The 25,238-nt window shown below is 69.8% G+C and carries 25 protein-coding genes; 12 read left to right on the top strand and 13 right to left on the bottom strand.

Translation table 11 applies throughout. The annotated features are described in order from the left end of the window. Positions 1-9 precede the first annotated feature (9 nt). The gene (locus tag ACX9GQ_RS13430; RefSeq protein ID WP_459630060.1) at positions 10-684 is read right to left on the bottom strand and encodes a TetR family transcriptional regulator; all 675 of its coding nucleotides are present in this window, start codon (positions 682-684) and stop codon (positions 10-12) included. Between the two features lie 151 nt (positions 685-835). On the opposite strand from ACX9GQ_RS13430, the gene ACX9GQ_RS13425 reads away from it, so the two are divergent. From ACX9GQ_RS13425 to ACX9GQ_RS13405, 5 genes are read left to right on the top strand one after another with little or no spacing between them, the layout of a single operon-like run. Further along, positions 836-1,615 (top strand): enoyl-CoA hydratase/isomerase family protein, encoded by a 780-nt coding sequence (locus ACX9GQ_RS13425; RefSeq protein WP_459630059.1) that lies wholly within the window; start codon positions 836-838, stop codon positions 1,613-1,615. A 9-nt stretch (positions 1,616-1,624) separates the two neighbouring features. Next, positions 1,625-3,184, top strand: a complete 1,560-nt coding sequence (locus ACX9GQ_RS13420) for a long-chain-fatty-acid--CoA ligase (protein WP_459630058.1) — start codon at positions 1,625-1,627, stop codon at positions 3,182-3,184. Positions 3,185-3,202: 18 nt separating this feature from the next. Beyond that, the gene (locus ACX9GQ_RS13415) at positions 3,203-3,988 is read left to right on the top strand and encodes an SDR family NAD(P)-dependent oxidoreductase (protein WP_459630057.1); all 786 of its coding nucleotides are present in this window, start codon (positions 3,203-3,205) and stop codon (positions 3,986-3,988) included. Between the two features lie 8 nt (positions 3,989-3,996). Next, positions 3,997-4,794: an SDR family NAD(P)-dependent oxidoreductase gene (locus ACX9GQ_RS13410; protein ID WP_459630056.1), complete on the top strand. Its 798-nt coding sequence runs from the start codon at positions 3,997-3,999 to the stop codon at positions 4,792-4,794. Then, the gene (locus ACX9GQ_RS13405; RefSeq protein WP_459630055.1) at positions 4,794-5,525 is read left to right on the top strand and encodes an SDR family NAD(P)-dependent oxidoreductase; all 732 of its coding nucleotides are present in this window, start codon (positions 4,794-4,796) and stop codon (positions 5,523-5,525) included. Before ACX9GQ_RS13410 ends, ACX9GQ_RS13405 begins: the two co-directional genes overlap by 1 nt. Before the next feature lie 248 nt (positions 5,526-5,773). On the opposite strand, the gene ACX9GQ_RS13400 is transcribed toward ACX9GQ_RS13405, so the two are convergent. From ACX9GQ_RS13400 to ACX9GQ_RS13375, 6 genes are all read right to left on the bottom strand, one after another. Beyond that, positions 5,774-6,535, bottom strand: a complete 762-nt coding sequence (locus tag ACX9GQ_RS13400) for an ABC transporter ATP-binding protein (RefSeq protein WP_459630054.1) — start codon at positions 6,533-6,535, stop codon at positions 5,774-5,776. Positions 6,536-6,547: 12 nt separating this feature from the next. Then, on the bottom strand, positions 6,548-7,747 hold the full coding sequence (locus tag ACX9GQ_RS13395; RefSeq protein ID WP_459630053.1) for an ABC transporter substrate-binding protein: 1,200 nt from the start codon (positions 7,745-7,747) through the stop codon (positions 6,548-6,550). 61 nt (positions 7,748-7,808) lie between these two features. After that, positions 7,809-8,846: a branched-chain amino acid ABC transporter permease gene (locus ACX9GQ_RS13390; protein WP_459630052.1), complete on the bottom strand. Its 1,038-nt coding sequence runs from the start codon at positions 8,844-8,846 to the stop codon at positions 7,809-7,811. Continuing rightward, complete coding sequence (locus tag ACX9GQ_RS13385) at positions 8,846-9,727, bottom strand: branched-chain amino acid ABC transporter permease (protein ID WP_459630051.1); 882 nt, start codon at positions 9,725-9,727, stop codon at positions 8,846-8,848. The genes ACX9GQ_RS13390 and ACX9GQ_RS13385 overlap by 1 nt, the downstream gene beginning before the upstream one ends. A 9-nt stretch (positions 9,728-9,736) precedes the next feature. Next, positions 9,737-10,522 (bottom strand): ABC transporter ATP-binding protein, encoded by a 786-nt coding sequence (locus tag ACX9GQ_RS13380; protein ID WP_459630050.1) that lies wholly within the window; start codon positions 10,520-10,522, stop codon positions 9,737-9,739. A gap of 169 nt (positions 10,523-10,691) precedes the next feature. Beyond that, positions 10,692-11,462 (bottom strand): enoyl-CoA hydratase-related protein, encoded by a 771-nt coding sequence (locus ACX9GQ_RS13375; protein WP_459630049.1) that lies wholly within the window; start codon positions 11,460-11,462, stop codon positions 10,692-10,694. Positions 11,463-11,618: 156 nt separating this feature from the next. Between ACX9GQ_RS13375 and ACX9GQ_RS13370 the strand changes: the two genes are divergently transcribed. Together ACX9GQ_RS13370 and ACX9GQ_RS13365 are read left to right on the top strand one after the other, a co-directional pair. Beyond that, a complete protein-coding gene (locus tag ACX9GQ_RS13370; RefSeq protein WP_459630048.1) occupies positions 11,619-12,641 on the top strand; it encodes an MBL fold metallo-hydrolase in 1,023 nt (340 codons plus the stop codon). A 76-nt stretch (positions 12,642-12,717) separates the two neighbouring features. After that, the gene (locus tag ACX9GQ_RS13365) at positions 12,718-13,521 is read left to right on the top strand and encodes a class I SAM-dependent methyltransferase (RefSeq protein WP_459630047.1); all 804 of its coding nucleotides are present in this window, start codon (positions 12,718-12,720) and stop codon (positions 13,519-13,521) included. Between the two features lie 50 nt (positions 13,522-13,571). Here the strand turns inward: ACX9GQ_RS13365 and gatB are convergent, their stop codons facing one another. From gatB to rnr, 4 genes are all read right to left on the bottom strand, one after another. Next, positions 13,572-15,059 carry an Asp-tRNA(Asn)/Glu-tRNA(Gln) amidotransferase subunit GatB gene (gene gatB / locus ACX9GQ_RS13360; RefSeq protein WP_459630046.1) on the bottom strand — a complete coding sequence of 496 codons (1,488 nt, stop codon included), beginning with the start codon at positions 15,057-15,059 and terminating at the stop codon, positions 13,572-13,574. 110 nt (positions 15,060-15,169) lie between these two features. Next, entirely contained in the window at positions 15,170-15,922 is a 753-nt protein-coding gene (locus ACX9GQ_RS13355; protein WP_459630045.1) for an NUDIX hydrolase, read from the bottom strand. Then, positions 15,919-16,371, bottom strand: coding sequence for a DUF983 domain-containing protein (locus ACX9GQ_RS13350; RefSeq protein WP_459630044.1), 453 nt, complete (start codon positions 16,369-16,371; stop codon positions 15,919-15,921). The genes ACX9GQ_RS13355 and ACX9GQ_RS13350 overlap by 4 nt, the downstream gene beginning before the upstream one ends. 4 nt (positions 16,372-16,375) lie before the next feature. After that, the gene (gene rnr, locus ACX9GQ_RS13345; protein ID WP_459630123.1) at positions 16,376-18,685 is read right to left on the bottom strand and encodes a ribonuclease R; all 2,310 of its coding nucleotides are present in this window, start codon (positions 18,683-18,685) and stop codon (positions 16,376-16,378) included. A 144-nt stretch (positions 18,686-18,829) separates the two neighbouring features. Here rnr and ACX9GQ_RS13340 point away from each other — a divergent pair, with 144 nt between their 5' ends. Continuing rightward, positions 18,830-19,555: a phosphatidylserine decarboxylase gene (locus tag ACX9GQ_RS13340; RefSeq protein WP_459630043.1), complete on the top strand. Its 726-nt coding sequence runs from the start codon at positions 18,830-18,832 to the stop codon at positions 19,553-19,555. Between the two features lie 16 nt (positions 19,556-19,571). Here the strand turns inward: ACX9GQ_RS13340 and ACX9GQ_RS13335 are convergent, their stop codons facing one another. Further along, complete coding sequence (locus ACX9GQ_RS13335) at positions 19,572-20,558, bottom strand: ketopantoate reductase family protein (protein ID WP_459630042.1); 987 nt, start codon at positions 20,556-20,558, stop codon at positions 19,572-19,574. Positions 20,559-20,679: 121 nt separating this feature from the next. Here ACX9GQ_RS13335 and pssA point away from each other — a divergent pair, with 121 nt between their 5' ends. Then, positions 20,680-21,543: a CDP-diacylglycerol--serine O-phosphatidyltransferase gene (gene pssA / locus ACX9GQ_RS13330; protein WP_459630041.1), complete on the top strand. Its 864-nt coding sequence runs from the start codon at positions 20,680-20,682 to the stop codon at positions 21,541-21,543. 8 nt (positions 21,544-21,551) lie between these two features. Here pssA and ACX9GQ_RS13325 read toward each other — a convergent pair whose 3' ends face one another. Further along, a complete protein-coding gene (locus ACX9GQ_RS13325) occupies positions 21,552-21,902 on the bottom strand; it encodes a hypothetical protein (protein ID WP_459630040.1) in 351 nt (116 codons plus the stop codon). 275 nt (positions 21,903-22,177) lie between these two features. Here ACX9GQ_RS13325 and ACX9GQ_RS13320 point away from each other — a divergent pair, with 275 nt between their 5' ends. From ACX9GQ_RS13320 to ACX9GQ_RS13310, 3 genes are read left to right on the top strand one after another with little or no spacing between them, the layout of a single operon-like run. Then, the gene (locus ACX9GQ_RS13320; RefSeq protein ID WP_459630039.1) at positions 22,178-22,813 is read left to right on the top strand and encodes a Maf-like protein; all 636 of its coding nucleotides are present in this window, start codon (positions 22,178-22,180) and stop codon (positions 22,811-22,813) included. A gap of 43 nt (positions 22,814-22,856) precedes the next feature. Next, complete coding sequence (locus ACX9GQ_RS13315; protein WP_459630038.1) at positions 22,857-24,374, top strand: AMP-binding protein; 1,518 nt, start codon at positions 22,857-22,859, stop codon at positions 24,372-24,374. Positions 24,375-24,414: 40 nt separating this feature from the next. Next, positions 24,415-25,221, top strand: coding sequence for an SDR family NAD(P)-dependent oxidoreductase (locus ACX9GQ_RS13310; RefSeq protein ID WP_459630037.1), 807 nt, complete (start codon positions 24,415-24,417; stop codon positions 25,219-25,221). Positions 25,222-25,238 lie beyond the last annotated feature (17 nt).

Raw genomic sequence — 25,238 nt, 5'->3', positions numbered from 1 at the left:
CGGACGACGTCAGGAGGCCCGGCGGGCGGCGCGCAGGCGCGGGCGCGCGACGACGGGTTCGGGTTCCGCCTCGGCGGGCACCGGGAGGCCGGCGGCCATGCCGCGGACCACGAGCGCGGCGAACTCGCGCGCCACCTCCTCGATGCTGCGGCCGCCGGGCTTGTACCACTCGACCACCCAGTTGAGGGCGCCGAGCACGAAGAGGCGGGTGAGCGTGAGGTTGACGTCCGGGCGCAGTTCGCCACGCTTCTGCGCGTCGAGGAGGATGTCGCGCCACATGGCGGCATAGGTGTCGCGTAACTTCAGGTTCTTGGCGCGGATCTCGTCCGGCACCTGTCCGAAGACCCGTCGGGTGGCGAGCGTGTAGTCGCCGAACTCGAGGATCGCGGAGAGGTGGGCGCGGATGGCCGTCTCGATGCGCTCGACGCCGGTGGCTTCCGGCGGAAGCGCGGCGGTGGCGTTGCGCACCGAGTCGATCACGGCGTTGATGCCGATGTCGAGCACCTCGCCAATGAGTTCGTCCTTCGACTTGTAGTGGTAGTAGATGCTGCCTGCCTGGAGGTCGGCCTCCTCGGCGATGGCGCGCATCGTCGTGCCGGCGTAGCCATAATCCCGGAAGATCTTGGCCGCCGCGTCGAGGAGGCGCTTCTGGGACTGGGCCGACTTGGCGAGCTTCCTGGCCATCAGGGGTCCTCGGGGGCAATGGAGCACCATACCGCGCAAGCCGCCGCGATGGAATCGAACAGGCGCTCGATTTCGGACGATATTTTCTAACTAGTGTTAGGTTTCGGGCTGGTGTAGCCTGCGACCAACGACAAGATGCGGGGGAGGTCCGATGGCCCTGGTCGAGGTGGAGCGACACCGTCGCGGCATCGTGCGTGTCGTCATGAATCACGAGGAGGCGCGCAACGCCGTCGGCGAGGCGCTGCGCGGCGCGCTGCTGGAGACATTCGGCGCGCTGCTCCCGGACCCCGCCACGCGCGTGATCCTGCTCGCCTCGGCGCTGAAGAACTTCTCCGTCGGCGGCGACCTCAGCCGCATGGACACCCTCTCCGACCCGAAGGAGGGACGCCGGCGCATCCTCTCGGCGCACCGCCTCGCGCGCCTGCTGCTCGCCGCCGACAAGCCGATGATCGCCGAGGTGCGCGGCTACGCGATGGGCGCCGGCGCCGGGCTGGCGATCGCCTGCGACACGGTGGTTGCCGGCGAAGGCGCCGTCATCGGCTTCCCCTTCCCCAAGGTCGGCCTCGCGCCCGACTTCGCGCTCGGCTACACGCTGCCGCGCCGCGTCGGCCCGGCCCGGGCAAGGCAGATGCTGCTCTTCGCCCGCAACGTGCCGGCCCCCGAGGCGCTGGCCAGCGGTCTCGTCGACGAGGTGGTGCCGGACGAGCGGGTACCGGCGCGGGCGATGGAGCTCGCGGAGGAGCTTGCCGCCCTCCCCTCCCTCGCGCTGCAGCTGACCAAGCGCATGCTGGAGCATGCCGGCAATCCCGAGGCCGTGCTCGACTGCGAGGCGCAGGGCCAGCCGCTCTGCTTCGCCAGCGACGACTTCCGCGAGGGCCTCGCCGCCTTTCGCGAGAAGCGCAAGCCCTCCTTCGATCCCGACGTCGCCTGAGGCCCGACCATGAGAGTGCCGGAAACCCTCGCCGACATGCTCGACAACAACGCCTGGAAGTACCCGGACGAGACGGCGTTCGTCTGGGGCGACCAGCGCGTCACGCATGCCGGTTTCCACGCGCGCGCTTCCCGCCTCGCCAGCGCCATCCGCCGGCTCGGGCTGAAGCGGCAGGACCGCGTCGGCATCCTCAGCCAGAACTCGCTGGCGTTCCAGGAGGTCTACGGCGCCTGCGAGATCAGCGGCTTCATCTGCTCGACGGTGAACTGGCGCCTCGCGCCGCCGGAGATGCTCTTCATCATCAATGACAGCGCGCCGCGCATCCTGATCTTCGAGGAGGGATATGCCGGCGTCGTCGAGGCGCTGCGGCCCAAGCTGACGAGCGTCGAGCACTATGTCTGCATCGGCGCGCCGCCGGACTTCGCGGCGTCCTACGAGGACCTCGTCGCCTCGGGCGACGCATCCGGCCCCGGCTTCCGGCCGAAGCCCGAGGACATCGCCTTCCTCATCTACACGAGCGGCACGACCGGGCGCCCGAAGGGCGTGATGCTGACGCAGCAGGGCGAGGTGGCGGCGGCCGAGATCCTCGGATCGGACATGCGCAACTCGCCGGCCGACCGGCTGCTGATCATGATGCCGCTGTTCCACATCGGCGCGAAGATCATCCAGCTGGCCCAGCACTGGCGGGCCGGGACGGTGGTGGTGCAGCGCGGGTTCGATCCCGTCGCCGTTCTGGACGGCCTGGAGCGCGAGCGGATCACCGTGACGCACATGGCGCCGACGATGATCCAGTCGCTGCTGGAGGTGCCGGACATCCGCAGCCGCGACCTCTCGCACCTGCGGATGATCGTCTATGCGGCGGCGCCGATGCCGCTGCCCGTCCTGCGCCGGGGCCTCGAGATCCTCGGTCCCGTCTTCCAGCAGCAGTTCGGCCAGACCGAGGGCATCGGCACGACGCTGCTCGCCCACCAGCATCGGCCCGAGGGCACGGCGCGCGACCGCGAGATCCTGACCTCGGTCGGGCAGGCATCACCGCGCGTCAACGTGCGCATCGTCGATGACCACGGCGAGGACCTGCCGACCGGCGAGGTCGGCGAGGTGCTGCTGACGAGCCCGGCCGTGATGAAGGGCTACTGGAACAACACGGCGGCGACGCTGGAGACGCTGCGCGACGGCTGGGTCCACACCGGCGATGTCGGCCGCCTCGACGCTGAGGGGTACCTCTACCTCGTCGACCGCAAGAAGGACATGATCATCACCGGCGGCGAGAACGTGTACTCGCGCGAGGTGGAGGAGGCCGTCGTCACCCACCCGGCCGTCTCGGAGGTCGCCGTCATCGGCGTGCCGGACGAGCGCTGGGGCGAAGCCGTCATGGCGGTCGTGGTGCGGCGCGCGGGCGCCGCCGTGGAGGCGCAGGAGATCGTCGACCACTGCCGCACGCTGATCGCGTCCTACAAGAAGCCGCGGCACGTCGTGTTCGTCGACGAGATCGTGAAGCTGCCAAGCGGCAAGATCGACAAGGTGCGCCTGCGCAAGCTCTTCGCCGCAACCGGCGGGCCGCAGGCGTAGCGGCGCGGAGGAGACGACATGCTCGACCTGTTCTCGCTCAAGGGCAAAGTGGCCCTCGTCACCGGCGCCAGCCGGGGCCTCGGCCGGCCGATGGCGGAGGGCCTCGCTGCCTGTGGCGCCCACGTCGTGCTCGTGGCCCGTGACGCCGCGCGCCTCGAGGAGGTGAAGGCGTCGATCTCGGCGGCCGGCGGCAGCGCCTCCGTGCTCGCCGTCGACCTCTCCGACGAGGCGGCGGTGCGCGACGGCATCCGCCGCACCGGCGAGGCGCTCGGGCGGCTCGATGTCTGCGTCAACAACGCGGGCATCATCAACTGGCAGGCCCTTCTCGACAGCGACCTCGAAGACTTCGAGCGCATCATGGCGACGAACGTGCGGGCGACCTTCGTCGTCGCGCAAGAGTGCGCGGCGCTGATGCGCGCCGGCGGCCGCGGCGGGCGCATCATCAACATCAGCTCCATCCTGGGAACGGTCGGGCGGGCGAAGCTGCACGCCTACTGCGCATCGAAGGCCGCCATCGTGGGGCTGACGCGCTCGCTCGCGGCCGAACTCGGCAAGGACGGCATCACCGCCAACGTGGTTGCGCCCGGCTACTTCATGACCGACATCAACGCCAGTCTCACCGCCCGCCCGGGCTACGTGGAGGCGGTGAACGGCGTCAACCCGATGCACCGCTGGGGCAAGCCGGAGGAGCTCGTGGGAACGCTGGTCTACCTCGCCTCGGCGGCGTCCGGCTACGTCAACGGGCAGGTCATCCATGTCGACGGCGGGACGTCTGCCGCCTTCACCTTCGAACTGGCGGCGTGAGGCCGACAATGACATCCCGCTTCTCTCTCGAAGGACAGGTCGCCGTCGTGACCGGCGCGTCCCGGGGCCTCGGCCTCGAAATGGCGCGCGCCGTCGCGGAATCGGGCGCCCGCGTCTATATGACCGCACGCGGCGCCGAGCAGCTGGATGCCTCGGCGGCGCAGCTTGCGGCGGCCGGGCTCGACGTGCGGACCCGCGCCTTCGACCTCGCCGATCCCGACGCCTGCGTCGAGGCCATCGCCGCGATCGGTGCCGCTGAGGGACGCCTCGATATCCTCGTCAACAACGCGGGCATCAACGCGTGGGAGCCGCTGGCGCAGGCGACGACCGCCACCTGGGACCGGGTGATGAACACCAACGTGCGCGGCACCTACCTGCTGGCGCGCGAAGCCGCGCGGCTGATGATGCCGCGCCGCTACGGGCGCATCGTCAACGTCGGCTCTGCACTCGCCGTCGTGGGGCGGGAGAACATCGCCGCCTACGTCGCCAGCAAGCATGGCCTCGCGGGGATGACCCGGGCCATCGCAGCCGAAATGGGCCCGCACGGCATCACCTGCAACATGCTGGCGCCCGGCTACTTCGACACCGAGATCAACGCGCCGATCCTAGCGCGGCCCGGCTACGAGCGCGGCGTGTCGAATCGCATCCCGCTGCGCCGGTGGGGCCGGCCCGAGGAGGTGGGCGGCGTCGTCGCCTTCATGGTCTCGGGCGCGTCGAGCTACATGAACGGCCACGTCCTGATGGTGGACGGCGGCCTCACGGAAACCTTCGTCCTGCCGGTGGACACGATCGAGGAGAAGCGCTGATGGCGGACCGGGAAGTCGCCCTCGTCACCGGAGCCGCCCGCGGCATCGGCCTCGCCACCACCCGTCGGCTGCTGGAGGACGGGTTCCACGTCGTCATGGTGGATCGCAACGCCGAGACGCTGGAGACGGCCGCGAGGACGCTGGAACGCGACAGCAACGCCGTGCAACACCGCGCGCTGTCGATCACCGACCGGCCGGCGGTCGCCGAGCTCATGGCCTCGCTGCCGCGGCTCGACGTGCTGGTCAACAACGCTGCGATCTTCTGGGACGGCAAGTTCGACGCCGCGACGGAGAGCGACTTCCAGCAGATGTACGAGGTAAACGTCGTCGGCTCGTTCGTCATGGCGCAGGAGGCGATCAAGGTGATGGGCCGCGGCGGGCGGATCATCAACGTCGCCTCGCGCGCGTACCTCGCCGGCTACGCGCACGCGCCGTACATCACGTCCAAGGCTGGCGTCATCGGCCTGACCCGCGGCATGGCCATCGACCTCGCCGAGCGCGGCATCATGGTCAACGCGATTGCGCCGGGCCTGATCGAGACGGAGATGTTCCGCTCGCTCACCCCGGAACGTCAGCAGGAGCTCATCGCCAAGCAGCCGACGAAGGCCGTGGGCCAGCCCGAGGACATCGCCAACGGAATCGCCTTCTTCGCTAGCCCCCGCACGCGCAACGTCACCGGCCAGATCCTGACGCTGGACGGCGGAAGGTCGATGGGGATCGCGGTGTACTGAGGCTTGGGGATCGCCCAGCCGTTCGGCATTCGTCCCACGGGCCAGCCGAGTTCAGATCCGGATCGTCTCAGGCCCCCACCCCTAACCCCTCCCCGCAAGGGGGGGGGGCGCCAGTGTCGGCGACGGGTGCTCGCAACCCGACGCGGGTGGGCGATCCGGGTTCCTTGGCGTCCTGGCCGCCGCAACCTCTCCAACACCCCTCCCCCTTGTGGGGAGGGGTCGGGGGTGGGGTCCACAAGTCCTGGAAATCACGCCGCGCTTGCGCCGTCCCGCGTCTCCACGCCGAGGTAGAAGCGGCGGATGTCGCTGTCGGCGGAGAGCTGCTCGGTCGTGCCCTCCAGCACCGTGCGGCCGTTCTCGATGACGTAGCCGTAGCTCGCGTAGCGCAGCGCCATGACGGCGTTCTGCTCGACGAGGAGGATGGAGACCTTCTTCTCGCGGTTGATGCGGCCGATGATCTCGAAGATCTCGCGCACGATCAGCGGCGCGAGGCCGAGAGAGGGTTCGTCCAGCAGGATCATCGCCGGGTCGGCGACGAGGGCGCGGCCGATCGCCAGCATCTGCTGCTCGCCGCCCGAGAGGTAGCCTGCCGCCTGGTTACGCCGCTGGGAGAGGATCGGGAAGTAGTTGTAGACCTCGTCGAAGGCCTCCTTGCGCGAGCGCGCGGTCCGCTGCGCGAAGGTGGCGGCTACGAGGTTCTCCTCCACCGTCATCTCCTGAAAGACGTGGCGGCCCTCGCGGACGTGGAAGATGCCCCGCCGCACCACGTGGTGCGGCGGGATGTCGAGGATGCTCTCGCCCCCGAGGGTGATGGAGCCCCGGGTAACGCGGCCGTTCTCGAGCGGGAGGAAGTTGGAGATCGCCTTCAGCGTCGTCGTCTTGCCGGCGCCGTTGGCGCCGAGGAGCGCGACGATGCTGCCCTCCGGCACCGTGAGGCTGAGGCTCGCCAACGCCTGGATGACGCCCTGGTAGACGACTTCCAGATCCCTGACCTCAAGAGCGGCCGCCATGCCAGCCCGCCCTCAGCCGACCTGCAGCCAGTCCGTGACGTTGGTCACGAACTCGGCCTGGCCGGGGTTGAAGCGGATGACACGGCCGAGGCCGATCTGCTGGCCCATCATGCTGACCGGCACGTCGATGAGGCCGCCGGTGTCCCAGTTCTTCACGCTGCGCATCGCCTCGGCGAGGTTGTCACCGTTGATCGGCTTTCCGGCGTCGATGACCATCTCGAAGGCCTTCGTCGCCATCATGCCGCTGATCCAGGCGTCGAGGAACCCGAGGCGCACGTAGCCGCCCCACTTGGGATCCTTCTTGCGCAGGATCTCGCCGATGGTCTGCATCATCGGGCCGGCGGGCTTGTTCGTGTCGTCGTTCCAAACCTTGATGCCGATGAGGCCCTTCGACACATCCTTCATCTCGGCGACCTTGGCCCGCTCGCTCTGCCAGATCGTGCCGAGGAACGTGACGTCGTCCATGCCGTAGTCGCGCACGAGGCGCACGATCTCGGGCCACACGGCGAAGGAGTAGCCGTGGTGGATGACGTGCGTCGGCTTCGCCTGGCGGATGGCGAGCGCGAAGGCGCTGACGTCCGTCTCGACGAACTTGGTCTGCTGGACGAGCGCGACGTCGATGCCGGCTTCCTTGGCCGCCTTCACCGCGTCGTCGATGCCGTCGCGGCCCATCGCGGTGCTGGAGTGCACGACGACGAGCTTCGCCGGCTTGCCGGAGGCCTTGATGAACTGCACCAGCATCTTCAGCTGGGCGCCGTAGGTGGCGCCGGGGATGAAGTGGTACGGGTAGTTCTTCGCGTCCGCGAGCTCGGTGGCGAACGAACCCGACGTCATGAAGATCTTCGTGGTGGCGTTGTTCTCGGGCGTGATCGCCTGGATCATCCCGGTGCTTTCGCCGAAGAGGTAGTCGATCCGCCCCTTGGCGAGTTCCTTCTTCACGTTGGCGACGGCGACGTCGACCTTGAAGGTGGAGTCGTTGATCGAGAGGTTGATCTTGCGGCCGCGGATGCCGCCCTTGGCGTTGATCCAGTCCGCATAGGCCTGGAAGCCATCGCCCTGGAACTTGCCACCTTCGGCCGCGGGGCCGGTGAGGTCGCAGTGGATGCTCCAGTTGAGGTCGCCAGACGACTGGGCCTGACCCGTGCGGATGGCGAAGGTGGAGACGGCCGCCGCAGCGCCCGTCGTCTTCAGGAATTTACGTCTGCTGAACATCGTTTCCTCCGTTTCCCGGGCGGACGTCCGTCGCCGCCGCCCTTGTCTTGGACGTATGCCGTCACCGGGGCCGGTGGCGGTGCTTTTCTTGGCGCAGGCGCGTCCACAGATGGGCGAGCCCGCGCGGTTCGAGGATCAGGAAGCCTATGATGAGAAGGCCGAAGATCGTCTCGCGCAGCGGCACGAGGATGCCGCCGAGATCGACGCCCACCGTCCCGCCGATGGCCAGCGCGCCCTCGCGCAGCGCCTCCGGCAGAAGCGTCATGAAGCATGCGCCGAGGATGGCGCCGCGCATCGACCCCATGCCGCCCACGATCACCGCCGACAGGAAGAACACCGAGAGCAGCAGGCCGAACTGCTCCGGGTTCACGAAGCGGTTGAAGTAGGCGAGCAGCCCGCCGGCGACGCCTGCGTAGAAGGAGCCGAGCGCGAAGGCCGCGAGCTTGTAGCCGACGATCTCGACGCCCAGCACCTGCGCCGTGAGGTCTCGCTCGCGGATCGCGACGAAGGCGCGGCCCACGCGCGAGTTGATGACGTTGGAGGCGAAGACGGTCATCGCGACCGTCACCGCGAGGATGAGGTAGTAGACCCGCGTCTCGGTGTTGAGCGAGAAGCCGAACACGCTCGCGGGCTGGACGCTGAGCCCGACGTCGCCGTTGGTGACGCTCTGCCAGTGCACGAAGACGAAGTTCAGGATGAACTGCGCCGCCAGCGTCGCGATGACGAGGTAGAGGCCGCGGATGCGCAGCGACGGCAGGCCGAAGCCGACGCCGATCACCGCCGCGGAGAGGCCCGCCAGAGGGATGGTGATCCAGAACGGCAGGCCGAGGTGGATCTGCGCCAGCGCCACCGTATAGGCGCCCACGCCGAGGAAGGCGGCATGGCCGAGCGACAGGAGCCCGGTGTACCCCATCATGATGTTGAGGCCGTGCGTCGCGATGATGTTGATGCCGAGGAGCCCGGCAAAGAACACCCAGTAGCGCGGCACGAAGAGCGGCAGGCACAGCAGCACGGCGAGGCCCACGGCGAGCGGGAGCCACCGGGTGCCCAACCCGGGAGACGTCATGGCGCGGGGCGGGGTGCCGGCTTCGGACGTCATCAGATCCTCTCGATCCCGGCCGTGCCGAAGAGGCCCGTCGGCCGCACGAGCAGCACCAGCAGGGCCAGGATGTAGGGGGTGATCTCGCGGAACTCGGTGCCGAGCACGAGGCCGGTGACGGCCTCGAGCCAGCCGATGATCACGCCGGCGACGAGCACGCCGCCGATGGAGTTCATGCCGCCGAGGATGATGACCGACAGCACGTTGAGGGCGACGAGGCCGAGGTGCGGCGTGAGCGTGTTCACGTTGGCCATCAGCACGCCGCTGATGCAGCCGGTGATGGCCGCGATGACCCAGGTGAAGGCAACGACGCGGCGGACGTCGATGCCCATCGAGGCGGCCGTGATCGTGTCCGCCGCCGCGGCGCGCAGCGCCACGCCGGCACGCGAGTAGCGCAGGTAGAGGATCAGCGCGACGACGATGCACACCGCGATGGCCGAGGCGCGAGCGGTCTTCCCGGGAATGAAGAGATCGCCGATCAGGACCGGGCTGCGAGCCAGGATGGCCGGGATCTGCAGGTCGTTGGGGCCCCACACCATGCCGACGACGCCGCGGATGACCGAACCGACGCCGAAGGTCACCATGACGATGGCGATGAAGGGCCGGCCCATCATGGGCCGCAGCGCGAACCGCTCGATCAGCAGGGCGATCGCGACAGACCCAGCGAGGGCAGCGACGAACCCGCCGAGGATGCCGAACGAAAAGGTGACCGCGGCCGTGTAGAAGAAGTAGGCGGAGAGCATCATCATCTCGCCCATCGCGAAGTTGAACGTCCGCGACGACTTGAAGATCACGACGATGCCCAGCGCGATGAGCGCGTAGACGCCACCCGACGCGATGCCGACGATCGAGTATTCGAGGAAGAACTGGAACCAGCCCACCGCCGCCCCCTATGCCGCCCGTGGGGCGTCTGCTTCCTCGGCACCGCCGAGATAGGCCTTGATGACGTCCGGGTTGCGCCGCACCTCGTCGGGCGAGCCGGAGGCGATCGGCTTGCCGAAGGACAGCACGACGACGTGATCGGAAATGCCCATCACCATGCCCATGTCGTGCTCGATGAGGAGGACCGTGGTGTTCCACGTGGCGCGGACGTTGGTGATGAACCGGCTCATGTCCTGCTTCTCCTCGCGGTTCATGCCGGCGACGGGTTCGTCGAGGAGCAGGATCTTGGGCCGCATCACGAGGGCACGCGCGAGCTCGACCCGCTTCTGCAGGCCATAGGCAAGATCCTCGACAGGGTTGTGCTGGACGTGGTCGAGTTCCAGCAGGCCGATGATGCTGCGCTGGATCTCCGCGTCGAGTTCGGCTTCCTCCCGCCGCGCCCGCGGCAGCCGGAAGCCATTGGAGATCACGCCGCCCGTGAGGCGGGTATGGGCGCCGAGCTTGACGTTGTCGAGCACCGTCATCCCGGCGAAGAGCGCGATGTTCTGGAAGGTGCGCGACATCCCGCGGTAGGCGCGGGCATGCGGCTTCAGTCCGCTGATGTCCTCGCCGTCGAGGATCACGCGCCCGCTCTGGGGGCGGTAGAAGCCGGAGACGACGTTGAAGAGGCTGGTCTTGCCGGCGCCGTTCGGGCCGATCACAGCGGTGATCTGGCCGGTCGCAGCCTCGAGGCTGACGCCGGTGAGAGCCTTCACGCCGCCGAAGGCGAGCTGGATGTCCTCGACCTTCAGCACGGCCGCGCCATCCCCTCGAGGAGCCAAGGCCGGATCGGCGTCGGCGGCGGCGCTTTTGCGGTCACCGGTTCCTCCCATGACGCGGGAATCCTTGGGATCCCCTGCTTGTCGAAAACTCTAACAGCTGTTCGAAAGTTTGTCATCACGCCCTCGCAGCCCTCCCTTGCACTCAGCGGCCGGTGAACACCGGCGGGCGCTTTTCGAGGAAGGCGCGCATCGCCTCCCGCTTGTCCTGCGTGTCGAAGAGGAGGTAGGCGGCACGCCGCTCCAATTGCAGCGCCACGTCGAGCGGCGCGTCGAGCCCGGCATGCGTCACCCGCTTGATCTCGGCGACGGCCAGCGGCGGCATCGCCGCTATCGTCGTGGCGATGCCGACGGCCTCTTCCACCACTCGCTCATCGGCGCAGACCTTGCTCACCAGTCCTGCCGCGAACGCCTCGGCGGCGGTGAGGCTGTCGCCGGTGAGCAGCATCAGCATCGCACGGTAACGCCCGACGGCACGGGCCAGGCGCTGCGTGCCGCCGGCCCCCGGCATGATGCCGAGCTTCACCTCCGGCTGGCCGAAGCGGGCGCTCTCTCCCGCGACGATGATGTCGGCGTGCATGGCGAGTTCGCAGCCGCCTCCCAGCGCGAGCCCTCCGACGGCCGCGACGATGGGCTTGGGACAGGACCGGATCGCGGCCCAGTTCGCCTCGTCGCCCCTCTGCATCATCTCGCCGGGGCCGATGTCGACCATCGATCGTATGTCGGCGCCCGCGGAGAAGGCTCTCGTGTCACCGGTCAGGACCACGGCGCGCACGGCCTCGTCGCTCGCAAAGCCGAGGAACGTCTCCCGCAGCGTGGCGCGAAGTTCCGGGCTCAGGGCGTTGCGCGCCTCCGGGCGGTTGAGCCGGACCAGCGCCACGCCCGGTGCCGGGACTTCGACGATGACGAGCGACATGGGCCTTCCCGCGCTGGCGCTTCCCGACCGGCGAGGCCTCGTCGGGCCTCTTCCCGATTCATTGTTGCCCGCAATTGTTTCGAACGCTAGTTAGAATATGCGCGGCGAACGGTCCTCACGGGTCCGGGGCCGGACAAGGAGCCAACGGAGCGAGCGATGGCGGGCGGCCTGGACTACCCCTGGACGACGCCGCCGGCCGCCGACGAGATGCGCGAGGTTGCGCCGGGCCTGCACTGGATCCGGCTGCCGCTGCCGTTCCGGCTCAATCACGTCAACGTCTGGGCCCTCGAGGAGCCCGACGGCTGGACCGTCATCGACACCGGCTGCGACACGTCCACGATCCGCGCGATCTGGGAGGCCCACTTCGCCGGCGGGCTTCGCGGGCGCCCGGTGCGACGCGTCGTCGCGACCCACGGGCACGTGGACCACATCGGACTGTCCGGGTGGATCGCCGGACGGCACGGCGCTGCCTTCGTGTCGACACTGACCGAGTGGCTGTGGGCACGGCTGGTGCACGAGCCGGCAGTGGCGGGATCGGAGGAGGCCCACCGCGACTACCTCGTGGCCAACGGCTTCTCGCCCGACGAGACGGCCCGGCAACTCGAGGGACGGCGGGGCTTCCTCGATCTCGCGGTGCCCCTCCCCGGCGCGGTTGACGAGTTGCGCCATGGCGCGACGATCCGGATGGGCGGCCGGGACTGGGAGATCATCGTGAGCGGCGGCCACGCCTTCGCGCACGCTGCCTTCCATGACCCACGGTCCGGCCTGCTCATCGCCGGCGACCAGTTGCTGCCGGAGATATCCCCGGTGGTGGCGATCTACGAGACGACGCCCCGCTCCGACCTGCTGGCCGACTTTCTCGGCAGCTTCCCAGCCTTCGCCCACGTTGCGTCTGACACCCTCGTGCTGCCTTCCCACGGCATGCCGTACCGCGGCATCCACGAACGCATCGTCGCGCTTCGCCAGCATCACGTGGAGCGTCTCGACCAGACCCTGGGGCTGTTCTCGGAGCCGCGGACCGCGCGGGAGGTGGCGGCGCTGATGTTCCCCCGCGTGCATGACGTCGACGGCATCGGCTTCGCCGTCGGCGAGGTGCTGGCCCATGTGAACCACCTCGTCGCGCGCGGTCGGATGCGACGTCTGTCGGGGTCGGACGGCGTCGACCGCTACGTCGCCTGATCACGGGGTCGTGGGCTGCCTTGCGAAGGGCACACTCCCGGAGTGGGATGGCGTTTTCCCAAGCCGGGAGAACACGATGACGGCGGGTGCCGCACCCATTCCCTTCGAGAAGCATCGCTTCGCGACCGCGTCGGGCTTCTACGACGCCTACCGCGTCCCCTATGACCCCGCCGTGCTCGCATGGGCGCTGGCGCGGACCGGCGTCGACGGGACGTCGCGCGTCCTCGACCTCGGCTGCGGACCGGGGACGCTGGCGATCCCGATCGCCAGGGTGGCGGGTGCGGTCACGGCTCTGGATCCCGAGCCCTCGATGCTGGCGCGCGGCCGGCAGCGCGCGGCCGAGGCCGGCGTCAGCGTGGACTTCGTGGAAGGCAGTTCGAACGACCTCTCAGTCGTGAGCGGGCCGTTCCGGCTCGTGACGATGGGACGCTCGTTCCACTGGATGGATCGCCCGGCAACCCTTGCCGCCCTCGACGCCCTCGTTCAGCCGGAAGGCGCGCTGGCGCTGTTCGCCACGACGTCACCACGCTCATCCCCGTGGTGGGAGGCCGCGCGGACTGTGGCCGAGCGCTACGCCAGCGACGGCATGGCCGCGTCGCGCTGGCGCCGCCAGCCCGGCTGGCAGCCGCACGAGGCCATGCTGCTCGCCTCGCCCTTCCGCCACGTCGAGCGCTACGGCATCGTCGGCACCGAACGGATCACCGTGGACCACGCCCTCGGCCGGCTGTTCTCGATGTCCTCGACGTCGCCCGGCCGCCTCGGCGATGCCCGCGAAGCCTTCGAGGTCGAAGCGCGCGAGGCGCTCGCGGCTCATGCCGTGGACGGCTGGCTGGAGGGAATTGTCGAGACGCAGGTGCTGCTCGCAACACGGGGGCAATAGCCGCGCCAGAGGACGCGGCCGGAGCGGGTTCTCCGACGCCGGCTCGCTCCTCAGATCCCCAGCTTCGCCTTCAGGATATCGTTGACGGCCTGCGGGTTGGCCTTGCCGCCGGACTGCTTCATCACCTGGCCGACGAACCAGCCGATCATCGTGGGCTTGGCCTTGGCCTGCTCCACCTTGTCCGGGTTGGCGGCGATGACGGCGTCCACGGCGGCCTCGATGGCGCCGGTGTCTGTCACCTGCTTCATGCCGCGGCTCTCGACGAGCTGGCGCGGGTCGCCGCCCTCGGTCCAGACGATCTCGAAGAGGTCCTTGGCGATCTTGCCGGAGATGGTCCCCTCGCCGATAAGGTCGACGATGGCGCCGAGCTGGGCAGCGGAGACGGGCGACGTCGTGACGTCCTTGCCCTCCTTGTTCAGCCGGCCGAACAGCTCGTTGATGACCCAGTTGGCCGCGGCCTTGCCGTCGCGCCCCTTGGCCACCACCTCGAAGTAGTCGGCCTGGTCGCGCTCCATCGCCAGCACGCCGGCGTCGTATGGCGTGACACCGTAGTCGGCGACGAAGCGGGCCCGCTTGGCGTCGGGCAGTTCCGGCAGGTGCGCCGCGAGGGCGTCGACATAGGCCTGGTCGAACTCTAGCGGCAGCAGGTCGGGATCCGGGAAATAGCGGTAGTCGTGCGCCTCTTCCTTGGAGCGCATCGAGCGCGTCTCGCCCTTGCCGGGGTCGAACAGGCGGGTCTCCTGCACGATGGACCCGCCGTCCTCGAGGATGCCGATCTGCCGGCGCGCCTCGTACTCGATCGCCTGGCCGATGAACCGGATCGAGTTGACGTTCTTGATCTCGCAGCGCGTGCCGAACGGCTCGCCGGGACGGCGCACGGAGACGTTGACGTCGGCGCGCAGCGATCCCTCCTCCATGTTGCCGTCGCAGGTGCCGAGGTAGCGCAGGATCTGGCGCAGCTTGGTGACGTACGCGCGCGCCTCCTCCGACGATCGCAGGTCCGGCTTCGAGACGATCTCCATCAGCGCCACGCCCGACCGGTTGAGGTCGACGAAGCTCATGGTGGGGTGCTGGTCGTGCAGCGACTTTCCGGCGTCCTGCTCGAGGTGCAGGCGCTCGATGCCGACGGTGATCTGCCCGCCGCTCTCCGGCAGGTCGACGATGACCTCGCCCTCGCCCACGATGGGGCTCTTGTACTGGCTGATCTGGTAGCCCTGCGGAAGGTCCGGGTAGAAGTAGTTCTTGCGGTCGAACACCGAGCGCAGGTTGATCTGCGCCTTCAGGCCGAGGCCGGTGCGGATGGCCTGCTTCACGCATTCCTCGTTGATGACGGGCAGCATGCCGGGCATGGCCGCGTCGACCAGCGAGACGTGGTCGTTGGGCTCGCCGCCGAAGGCGGTGGAGGCGCCGGAGAACAGCTTCGACTTCGAGGTGACCTGTGCATGGATCTCCATGCCGATGATCACCTCCCAGTCGCCCGTCGCGCCCTTGATGAGCTTCTTCGGGTCCATGGTGCGGCTGTCGACGATGGCGTTCATGGCAGGCTCCGGCAGCGGCGGCCCGTCCAGGCCGCGGTGGTGGCTTCGCTTTTGGGTCGTCCGCCGGACAGGGTCAAGTCCCCGGCCCGGTGCAGACCCGAGCGGCAGCGTCAGGCGATCTCGTCCCGCCGCGGACCGCCGGGCGTGCGGTAGAAGAACGGAACCGGAAGCAGGGGCGAGAAACCGGCGTCGAGGCGGGCCTGGAGTTCGGCGAGGATGACGCGCGTGATCGGCGGCATCTTCAGGCTCGGCGTGTCCTTGAGATCGATCCAGGTGAGTTCGACCAGTTCGGCCTCCGGGCTCACCACGCCATCGATCCGCTGCGCGATGGCGTCCGCGTCGGCGACGAAGAAGCGCGTGTCGAAGCGGCGGGGCCGGCCGGTCGGCGTGATCGCGCGGGCGATGAAATGCAGGTTCTCCAGCACCGGGTAGACGCCGTGCCCGGCAAAGCGCGCCCACGGCCCCTCCCCGGACATCTCAGGGGCGCCGTGGTCGCCCGTGCCGAGCAGGATGCCCGTCTCCTCGAAGGTTTCCCGGATTGCAGCCATGGCGAGCGCGCGCGCCCGCTGCGCGCTGGGGCGCTGCACGCGTTCCATCAGCCGGCGCTCGACGAGCCCGTCGAGGGCGCCGGCCGCCACCATGCTCCGGTCGCCGGGCTCGATGCGGCCGCCGGGGAACACGAAAAGGCCCGGCATGAACTTCAGGCCCTCGTGCCGGCGGCCCATCAGCACCTTTGGCTCGCGCCTGGCTCGGTCGAGGATGATGAGCGTCGCGGCGTCCTTGGGGCGCTGGTAAGGCGCCGCCTGCCCGGGCGGCATCGGCGCCATGATCTGGTCGAGGGAGTAGTTCATCGACCCGCTCATGCGTCCTCGGCCCTCGGGCGCAGGGCCGGCATGTCGTCCCCGTCCGGGTGCGTGCCGAAGCCGTGCATGCGGAAAGCCCATTGCAGCGCCACCACCGCGCCCTTGATGGGCCGGATCATCCCCAGCGAGAGCGCGATCGTCAGGCTGGGCCACAGCACGACGTGCCACCACAGCGGCCACTCGGCGTAGGTCTCGGCCGACAGCATCCCGCCGACGACGACATGGCCGACAATGGCGATGACGATGTAGGCGGGCAGGTCGTCGGCGCGGTGGTGGTGGAACTCCGTGCCGCAGCGGTCGCAGGACGGCGCCACCGCCAGGAACCCGGCGAACAGATGCCCTTCCCCGCAATGCGGGCAGCGCCCGAGGGCACCGCGGCGCATGGCCTGCCAGACGTCGCGCGGGGCGTCGGCCGGCGAGGATGGGGTGTGGGTGGTGACGATCGGCATGGTCTCAGCGTCCCTTGCGTGTCTGGCTGCGGCCCGGGCGGCCGGCGAAGCCGCCGTCCCCGCCGCGTGCGCCGTCGCGATTGCGCGGGCCGGTCTTGCCCGCCTTCCGGGCGGAGAATCCCCGCCGCCCTCGGGGCGTGGTGGTGGCGCCCTCCGACAGGAGCTCGAAGCGAAGCGCCCCGGCCAGCGGCGCGGCCTCGACGAGGCGCACCGTCGCGGCGTCGCCCAGCCGGTGGGTCTCGCCGGTCCGGTCGCCGACGAGGGCGTGGGCGGCCTCGTCGTAGCGGTAGTAGTCCGCCCCGATCGTCGAAGCGGGAATGAATCCGTCCGCTCCGGTCTCGTTCAGCCTGACGAACAGGCCGGCGCGGGTGACGCCGGTGATGCGCCCCTCGAACGTGGCGCCGATGCGGTCGGCGAGATGATGGGCAATGAGCCGGTCCACCGTCTCGCGCTCGGCCGCCATGGAGCGGCGCTCCGCCGCGGAGATCTTGGCGGCGATCTCGGGAAGCTCCGGGATGGTCGCGTCCGGAAGGCCGTCGGCGCCGAGCTTGAGGGCGCGGATCAGCGCCCGGTGGACGATGAGGTCGGCGTAGCGGCGGATCGGCGAGGTGAAGTGGGCGTAGCGGCGCAGGTTCAGGCCGAAGTGCCCGTAGTTCTCGGGCGAGTACTCCGCCTGCGCCTGCGTGCGCAGGATGACCTCGTTGATCAGCGGCTCGTGGGCGGCGCCGGCCACCCGCTCGAGGATGCGGTTGAAGAAGTCCGAGCGCAGCGCGCCCTTGGCCGTCATCTTGATCCCGACGGAGGCCAGCACCTCGCCGAGCCCGCGCAGCTTCTCCAGAGAAGGCTCGTCGTGCACGCGGTAGACGAGCGGTGTGCGGCGGTCCTCCAGTGTCTCGGCGGCGGCAACGTTGGCGAGGATCATGAACTCCTCGATCAGCCGGTGCGCGTCGAGCCGCTCGGGCACGATGACCCTGTCGACCGTGCCGTCCTTCTTCAGCAGGATCTTGCGCTCGGGAAGGTCGAGCTCCAGCGGCCCGCGCTCGTTGCGCGCCTTGCGGGCGCAGGCATAGGCGGCCCAGAGCGGGCGCAGGACCGGCTCAAGGAGCGGCCCCGTCGTGTCGTCGGGGTTGCCGTCTATGGCGGCCTGCGCCTGCTGGTAGGCGAGCTTCGCCGCCGATCGCATCAGGATGCGGTGGAAGCTGTGGCGACGCTTCGCGCCCTCCCGGTCCAGCACCATCCGGACGGCGAGCGCCGGGCGCTCCTCCAGCGGCCGCAGCGAGCACAGGTCGTTGGAGATGCGCTCGGGCAGCATCGGCACGACGCGGTCCGGGAAATAGGTCGAGTTTCCGCGCTCCTCCGCCTCCCGGTCGAGCGCGCTGCCTGGGGTGACGTAGGCGGCGACGTCGGCGATGGCGACGGTGACGACGAAGCCGCCCTCGTTCTTCGGGTCGTCGTCCGGCGCGGCATGGACCGCGTCATCGTGGTCCTTGGCGTCGGCCGGGTCGATGGTGACAAGCGGCAGCGTCCGCCAATCCTCCCGGCCGGCGGGCGTCGCGGGCCTGGCCCGTTCCGCTTCCGCCAGGGCGGCGGGAGGGAACTCCATGCGGATGCCGTGGGTGTGGATCGCGACGAGGCTGATCGCCTTCTCGCTCTTCAGCGACCCGAGCCGCTCGATCACCTTGCCGAGCGTGAGGCCGAAGCGGCCGCGCTTCGAGAGGCTCACCGAGACGAGGTCGCCGTCGGCGGCCCCCTGTTCGTCGCCGACGGGGATCGGAATCTCGCGGCCTAGCGACTTCTTGTCGACCGGGGCGATGGAGCCACCGCCGCCCGGCAGGGCGCGGAAGACGCCGACGATCTGCGCCTTCGAGCGGTCGAGCACCTTCACAACGCGGCCGGAATAGGCGGCGCCGCCCTCGCCCGCCTCCTCGACGCGCAGCAGAACGCGGTCGCCGACGCCGGGCACGACGAGGCCGGGGCGGGGTTTGCGGGGCAGGTGGACGGCAATGCGCGGAGGACGACCATGGGCCGCCTCGTCCCACTCGACCGGCGTGGCGACGAGATCACCGTCGCGGTCGCGGCCGGTGACGTCCGCGAGCACGACCGGCGGCAGCCCGCCCGACTTGTGCAGCACCTTCCCCTTGCGGGACAGGACGCCCTCCTCCTCGAGGTCGCGGATCATCCGCTTCAACGCGATGCGGGCGCCGCCCTTGATGCCGAAGGCGCGCGCGATCTCGCGCTTGCCAATCTCGCCGGGCTCGCTGCGGATGAATGCGAGGATCTCTTCGCGCGACGGCAGCGTGTCGCCGCCGTGCATGGCGTGGGGGTCCTTGGCCACGGGGTTCCTTTCCGTTCTCCCCTATGTGGCCTTTTTGGCAGCCTGTTTCCACCGGGAAGTGGGCCACGGGCGGCATCGTCCCGACTTGACCCACACGCTGCACGCATGACAACGCTGCGCGCCATGAGCAACGAAGTGGTCCCGATGTCCATCGTCCAGTCGATCCGCAAGCAGTTCGTGCCCATCCACCGCGAGGGCTGGCCCTTCATCGCGATCTTCGCGGTGATCGCGCTGCTCCTCGGCTGGATCGCCCAGCCGCTCGGCTGGATCGGCTGGATCCTCACCGCGTGGTGCGCCTACTTCTTCCGCGATCCACCGCGGACGGTGCCGGTGCGCGAGGGGCTGGTCATCTCGCCGGCGGACGGGCGCGTGTCTTCGATCCTCACCTGCGTGCCGCCGCCCGAGCTCGGACTGTCCGACACGCCGCTGACCCGGGTGTCGATCTTCATGAACGTGTTCGACTGCCACGTGAACCGGGCCCCGGTCGCCGGCAAGGTCACCGCCATTGCCTACCGGCCTGGCCTGTTCCTCAACGCCGAATTGCACAAGGCGAGCGAGGACAACGAGCGCAACGGGCTGGTGATCGAGACGATCGGTGGCCAGCGCTACGGCGTCGTGCAGATCGCCGGCCTCGTGGCCCGGCGCATCGTCCCGTTCGTGCGGCAGAACGACACGCTGGCCGTCGGCGAGCGGTTCGGCCTGATCCGCTTCGGATCGCGGGTGGACGTCTACCTGCCGGAGGGTGTGCAGCCGCTGGTCGGCGAGGGCCAGACGGCCGTCGCCGGCGAGACCGTGATCGCCGCCGATGCCCGCGCCGGCGATGCGCCCCGGTCGTTCAGGACGTTCTGACCGGACCGGCGCGGCGTCAGGCGAGGCCCCTCGCCTCGCGGATCGACAGGTCGAGGCAGCGCAGCAGCCCCGCGACGACGTCGATGGTCGGGGTCGGGACGCCGAGTTCCCGGCCGAAGGCCTGCAGTTGGCCGAGGATCGCCTCGGTCTCGAGCGGCCGTCCGGCCTCGACGTCCTGCAGCATCGAGGATTTCCCACCGACGCGGCCTTCCGGGCGGACCATGGCGGCCGGGTCGACGTCGGCGCGGATGTCGAGGCCCAGCGCAAGGCCGACGGCCGTCAGTTCCTCCACCATCCGCCGGCCGACGTCGGCAATGCCCGTCTCGGGGTGGTTGGTCCAGCCGGGAAGCCGCGTCAGCGCGCTGATCGGGTTGCCGGCGACGTTGCGGGCGAGCTTTACAAGCACCTCGCGGCGGATGTCCGGCGTCGCGAAGGCGTTCAGGCCGATCCGCTTCAGCAGGCTCGCCAGTGCTTCCACCCGATTGGAGATGCGGCCATCCGGTTCCCCGACCGGCCAGCGGTCGCCACCGCGGTGCAGGATGCGACCCGGCCGGTCCATCTGGTTTCCGGAATAGATCACGCCGCCGAGCACCCGCTCCGGCCCGACGTGGCGCCACAGCCCGCCGCCGGGGTCGACGGCCTCGAGCGGAGCGGGATCATCCTGCCCGACTCGCCACCACCACGGGATGCCGTTGGCGAAGAAAGCTGCGGTTCCGTCCGGCTTCAGGAGCCGCCCCAGCGCCGGCGCCGCGGCGGTGGCGTCGTGCGCCTTGAGGGTCACCACGACCACGTCCTGCGGAGGGAGCGACGACGGATCGTCGGTGGCGGCGGCAGGTCGGCCCCCGATCTCGGTCCCGCCGGAGGAAACCCAGATGCCGCTCTCCTGGATGGCGGCGAGATGGGCGCCGCGCGCGACGACGGACACGGTCGCGCCGCTGGAGGCCACCAGCCGCGCCGCCATGTGCCCTCCGACGGCACCCGCCCCGTAGATGCAGATTCTCATGCCCGTCCCCTGCGATGGACCGGCCGGCACACTAGCGCGGATGGCGTCCGTGTCGCCCCCGTTGTCGCGCTTGTGAGCGGAAGCGCCCGCTTCTATGCTCCGCCGCCACGATGGAACCCCGATGACGGACCTGTTTCCGCCCTTCCAGCCCGGCGACGAGCCGCGCAGGCGCCGCTTCAAGCCGGTGCCGATGCGGGTTCTGCTGCCCAACCTCGTCACCCTGCTGTCGCTGTGCGCAGGCCTCACCGCCATGCGCCTTGCCATCGAGGGTCCGGACAAGCTCGACCGGGCGGTCTATGCGATCCTGATCGCTGCCGTCCTCGACGGGCTCGACGGCCGCCTCGCCCGGCTCCTGAAGGGAACATCGCGCTTCGGCGCGGAGCTCGACTCGCTCGCTGACTTCGTCAGCTTCGGCGTGGCGCCGGCCTTCATCCTCTACACCTTCGGGCTGCACGACATCGCGTCGCTGGGCTGGATCGTGGCGCTGCTCTTCGCGATGGCCTGCGCGCTTCGGCTGGCGCGGTTCAACGTCATGATCGACGATCCGAACCGCCCGGAGTGGCAGAAGAACTTCTTCGTCGGAATCCCCGCCCCGGCCGGCGCGCTGGCGGCGCTGCTGCCCGTCTACCTGCACCTCGTCGGGTTCGAGCGGCCGACGGGCTTTGCAGTGATCGAGGCCGGCTACGTGCTCTTCATCGCCCTGATGATGGTGAGCCGGATTCCGACCTACGCGGGCAAGACGCTCGGCACGCGCGTCCCGCGCGAGTGGGTCATCCCGCTCCTGCTGGCAGTGGCGCTGGCGATCGCGGTGCTGGTCCTGCACACCTTCGTGATGCTCGCGGCGATCACGGCGATCTATCTGGCACTCATTCCCGTCGGGGTGTCGAAGTTCCGGGCGATGGAACGTGCCGACCGGAGGCGGCGCGCGGAACTCCATGCGGCCGGCGCGGCACCGGACACCACGTCGGAGAGTTCAACCAGCTGATAAGCGGCTCAGAGCCCGCCGAGCAGGCGGCTCGCGTTGGCGCGGACACGGGCCCTGACGGGGCGAGCGGCGGCTGCGGCGACGTCGGCGAGGCCCATCGCGAGACCATTCGGGCCCTTGATGTCGCCGAAGGCGATGCGGGTCCACATGATCATGGTGGCGATCTGGGCGGCGCCGACGCTCTCGATCACCGCCTCGACCTTCTCCACCACCATCCGGCGCGCCTCCTCCCGCTCGCGGGCCGTTCGAGCGCCATTGACGAGCATGGGTGTTCTGGCGGCGATGGTCACGGCGGCGGCGAACGTCGTCTCCATCGCGATGACGGAGAGTTCGGCTGCGCGCAGGCTCGGTGTGGTCATGGGGTCGGATCCGGGTCCCGACGTCAGGCGGACCCATCCAATCGACGATCGGGATGTTCCGTTCCCTTACTTTATGGTCGAAACGTTACGGCAGTGTCAAAGCCCATTCCCCGCCCGTAGAAATTCGACACCGCTCGGCGACAGCCTTCTGGAGAAATCGCTTCCCACCGCCTCGTGGCTTGATCTAGCGTCCGAGCGCCCGGAAGCGGCCGATTCAAGGCTTCCGGCGCCCGGCCGCGGGGCCGGACCGTCGATGCGGCCGCCCTGGAGGTTCCGTGCCCGCCGAGTCTGACTGGCGTCCCAAGCTCGTGCTCGCCTCGGCATCGCCGCGGCGCCTCGCCCTCCTGCAGCAGATCGGCCTGGAGCCCGACGCGCTCCTGCCGAGCGACCTGGACGAAAGCCCGCTGAAGAACGAGCGGCCCAAGGCTCTCGCAAGACGCCTCGGTCGCGAGAAGGCCGAGCGCGCGCTGGCCGTGCTGAAGACGCGGCCCGAGCTGGAAGGCGCCTTCATCGTCGCGGCCGATACCGTCGTGGCGCGCGGCAACCGAATCCTGCCCAAGGCAGAGCACGTCGAGGAGGCTGCCGCCTGCCTGCGGCTGCTCTCCGGCCGCCAGCACCGTGTGTACACGGGGCTCGCCGTCGTGACGCCGCGCGGCGCCATCCGCGAGCGGGTGATCGAGACACGCGTGGTGTTCAAGCACCTGTCGCGCCCGGAGATCGAAGCCTACCTCGCCTCGGGCGAATGGCGCGGCAAGGCGGGTGGCTACGCGATCCAGGGGCGGGCCGGCAGCTTCGTGACGAAGCTCGTGGGTTCCTACTCCAACGTCGTCGGCCTGCCGCTCTACGAGTGCCAGGCGCTGCTGGGGGGCGAGGGCTTCCCCATCCACCTGAACTGGCTCAACACGGTCTGACGCCGGCCCGGACGCGGGACGCCGGATCACGGAGGCCCTGCCGATGAACATCGCCCTCTGGATGGAGCGGGCCGGCCGCAGCGCCCCGGACCTGAAGGCTCTCGCCCAGGGGTCCGTCGCCACGGCGACCTATGGCGAACTCGCCGCCTTCACCGCCTGCCGCGCCGGCGCCCTGCGCGCCACCTATGGCCTCGCACCCGGCGAACGGGTGGCCATCGTTGCCGACAATGACGTCCGCTACGTGAAGGCGCTGTTCGCCATCTGGCATGCCGGCTGCGTCGCCGTGCCGGTGAACGCGAAGCTCCATCCGGCCGAGATCGCCTGGATCCTCGAGCATTCGGGAGCCCGCCTTGCGATCGTCTCGGAACGCCTCTCCGGCGCCGTCGGTGCCCACGCGCCTGCCGGGCTGGAGCACGTCATCGTCCTCGCTTCCCCTGAATGGGGACGCCTGTCCCGGCACGATCCGATCGCCGTGACGGAGCGTGCCCCCGCTGATCCGGCGTGGCTGTTCTACACATCCGGCACCACCGGCCGCCCGAAGGGCGCCGTGCTGACCCATGGGGCCTTGGCCGCGATGTCTCAGGCCTATGCGCTGGAGGTCGATCCCGTCATGCCGGGCGACGCGCTGCTGCACGCCGCGCCGATGAGCCACGGCTCGGGGCTCTACATGATGGCGACCGTGCTGCGGCTGGGGGTCAACGTGGTGCCCGAGAGCGGCGGCTTCGAGGCCGCCGAGGTGCTCTCCCTCTTCGGCGCGTGGCGCAACACCTCGATGTTTGCCGCACCGACCATGATCAGGCGCCTGGTCGAGGCGCCCGGCGCGTGCGATCCCTCGGCCATCCGCACCATCGTGTGGGGCGGCGCACCGATGTACGTCGAGGACGCGGTGCGGGCCATCGACCGCTTCGGCCCCCGCTTCGCGCAGATTTACGGCCAGGGCGAGAGCCCGATGACGATCACCGTCCTGTCGAAGTCCGAGATCGCCGACCGCGACCACCCGCTCTGGCTGCATCGGCTCGCCAGCGCCGGCCGGCCGTTCGGCTGCATCGAGGTGCGGATCGCGGACGGCGACGACAGTCCCCTCCCCGACGGCGAGACCGGCGAGATCCTGTGCCGCGGCCCGACGTTGATGGCGGGCTACTGGCGCAACGAGGAGGCCAGCGCCCGCACGCTCGCCGGCGGCTGGCTTCACACCGGGGACGTCGGCTCGCTCGACGCGCACGGCTACCTGACGCTGCGCGATCGCTCCAAGGACGTCATCATCTCGGGCGGATCGAACATCTACCCCCGCGAGGTCGAGGAGGTGCTGCTGCGCCACCCCGGCGTCCGGGAGGTCTCGGTCATCGGCCGCCCCGATCCCGAGTGGGGCGAGGCCGTCGTGGCCTACGTGGTCGGCGAGGCCGACCGGGCCGAGCTCGACGCGCTGTGCCTCGGGGCCATCGCACGCTTCAAGCGCCCGAAGGACTACGTGTTCATCGCGGCGCTGCCGAAGAACAACTACGGCAAGATCCTGAAGACGGAGCTGCGAGAACGGGACCGTCTGCGGTCGCAGCCGGGCTGAACGGACGGCCGGCGGGTCGGGGAGATCGGGAGAGATGGGGATGGCTGGGCGTCTGGCGGGGAAAACGGCACTGGTTCTGGGCGCGGGTTCGTCGGGGCCGGGCTGGGGCAACGGCAAGGCGACGGCCGTGACGTTCGCCCGCGAGGGAGCCCGGGTCGCCTGTGCCGACATCAACCCCGCCGCCGCCGAGGAGACAGCGGCCCTCATCCGGGCCGAGGGCGGCGAGGCCGTCGCGCTTGCGGTCGACGTTGCCCGCGAAGCGGATGTGCAGGCCTCCGTCGCGGCGACGCTCGCGGCCTACGGCCGCATCGACGTGCTGGACAACAATGTCGGGATCGCCGTCACCGGCGGGGTCGTCGAGCTCGACGAGGCCGAGTGGGACCGCGTCTTCGCGATCAACCTGAAGAGCTGCTTCCTCGCCATGAAGCACGTCATCCCGGTGATGGAGCGGCAGGGAGGCGGGTCGATCATCAACATCTCGTCGATTGCGTCGATCCGCTACACGGGCGTGCCCTACGCCACCTACTACGCGACCAAGGCGGCGATGAACCACCTCACGCGCACGACGGCGGTGCAGTACGCGGCGCGCAGGATCCGGGTGAACGCCGTGCTGCCGGGCCTGATGAAGACCCCCATGGTCGAGCGCTCTGCCGGACTGGCGGCCGTCTATGCCGACGGCGACGTCGAGGCGATGTGGCGGGCCCGCGACGCGCAGGTGCCCATGGGCCACATGGGCGATGCATGGGACGTCGCCAACGCCGCACTGTTCCTCGCCAGCGACGAGTCGCGCTACGTCACCGGCATCGAGCTCGTCGTGGACGGCGGCATCACGCTGAAGATGAGCTGAGCCCCCTTTCCTTCTCC

This window comes from Alsobacter sp. R-9 (genome assembly GCF_054612375.1).
This window is presented reverse-complemented; position numbering and strand designations above follow the sequence as displayed.

Coding starts and splice junctions, on each gene's coding strand:
- gatB (WP_459630046.1), bottom strand. CDS start 15,059: ATGAACGCCATCGTCGACAGCCGCACCATGGACCCGAAGAAGCTCATC.
- ACX9GQ_RS13430 (WP_459630060.1), bottom strand. CDS start 684: ATGGCCAGGAAGCTCGCCAAGTCGGCCCAGTCCCAGAAGCGCCTCCTC.
- ACX9GQ_RS13395 (WP_459630053.1), bottom strand. CDS start 7,747: ATGTTCAGCAGACGTAAATTCCTGAAGACGACGGGCGCTGCGGCGGCC.
- ACX9GQ_RS13350 (WP_459630044.1), bottom strand. CDS start 16,371: ATGCCGATCGTCACCACCCACACCCCATCCTCGCCGGCCGACGCCCCG.
- ACX9GQ_RS13370 (WP_459630048.1), top strand. CDS start 11,619: ATGGCGGGCGGCCTGGACTACCCCTGGACGACGCCGCCGGCCGCCGAC.
- pssA (WP_459630041.1), top strand. CDS start 20,680: ATGACGGACCTGTTTCCGCCCTTCCAGCCCGGCGACGAGCCGCGCAGG.
- ACX9GQ_RS13310 (WP_459630037.1), top strand. CDS start 24,415: ATGGCTGGGCGTCTGGCGGGGAAAACGGCACTGGTTCTGGGCGCGGGT.
- rnr (WP_459630123.1), bottom strand. CDS start 18,685: ATGCACGGCGGCGACACGCTGCCGTCGCGCGAAGAGATCCTCGCATTC.
- ACX9GQ_RS13365 (WP_459630047.1), top strand. CDS start 12,718: ATGACGGCGGGTGCCGCACCCATTCCCTTCGAGAAGCATCGCTTCGCG.
- ACX9GQ_RS13315 (WP_459630038.1), top strand. CDS start 22,857: ATGAACATCGCCCTCTGGATGGAGCGGGCCGGCCGCAGCGCCCCGGAC.
- ACX9GQ_RS13375 (WP_459630049.1), bottom strand. CDS start 11,462: ATGTCGCTCGTCATCGTCGAAGTCCCGGCACCGGGCGTGGCGCTGGTC.
- ACX9GQ_RS13340 (WP_459630043.1), top strand. CDS start 18,830: ATGAGCAACGAAGTGGTCCCGATGTCCATCGTCCAGTCGATCCGCAAG.
- ACX9GQ_RS13390 (WP_459630052.1), bottom strand. CDS start 8,846: ATGACGTCCGAAGCCGGCACCCCGCCCCGCGCCATGACGTCTCCCGGG.
- ACX9GQ_RS13335 (WP_459630042.1), bottom strand. CDS start 20,558: ATGAGAATCTGCATCTACGGGGCGGGTGCCGTCGGAGGGCACATGGCG.
- ACX9GQ_RS13405 (WP_459630055.1), top strand. CDS start 4,794: ATGGCGGACCGGGAAGTCGCCCTCGTCACCGGAGCCGCCCGCGGCATC.
- ACX9GQ_RS13425 (WP_459630059.1), top strand. CDS start 836: ATGGCCCTGGTCGAGGTGGAGCGACACCGTCGCGGCATCGTGCGTGTC.
- ACX9GQ_RS13325 (WP_459630040.1), bottom strand. CDS start 21,902: ATGACCACACCGAGCCTGCGCGCAGCCGAACTCTCCGTCATCGCGATG.
- ACX9GQ_RS13420 (WP_459630058.1), top strand. CDS start 1,625: ATGAGAGTGCCGGAAACCCTCGCCGACATGCTCGACAACAACGCCTGG.
- ACX9GQ_RS13355 (WP_459630045.1), bottom strand. CDS start 15,922: ATGAGCGGGTCGATGAACTACTCCCTCGACCAGATCATGGCGCCGATG.
- ACX9GQ_RS13410 (WP_459630056.1), top strand. CDS start 3,997: ATGACATCCCGCTTCTCTCTCGAAGGACAGGTCGCCGTCGTGACCGGC.
- ACX9GQ_RS13400 (WP_459630054.1), bottom strand. CDS start 6,535: ATGGCGGCCGCTCTTGAGGTCAGGGATCTGGAAGTCGTCTACCAGGGC.
- ACX9GQ_RS13415 (WP_459630057.1), top strand. CDS start 3,203: ATGCTCGACCTGTTCTCGCTCAAGGGCAAAGTGGCCCTCGTCACCGGC.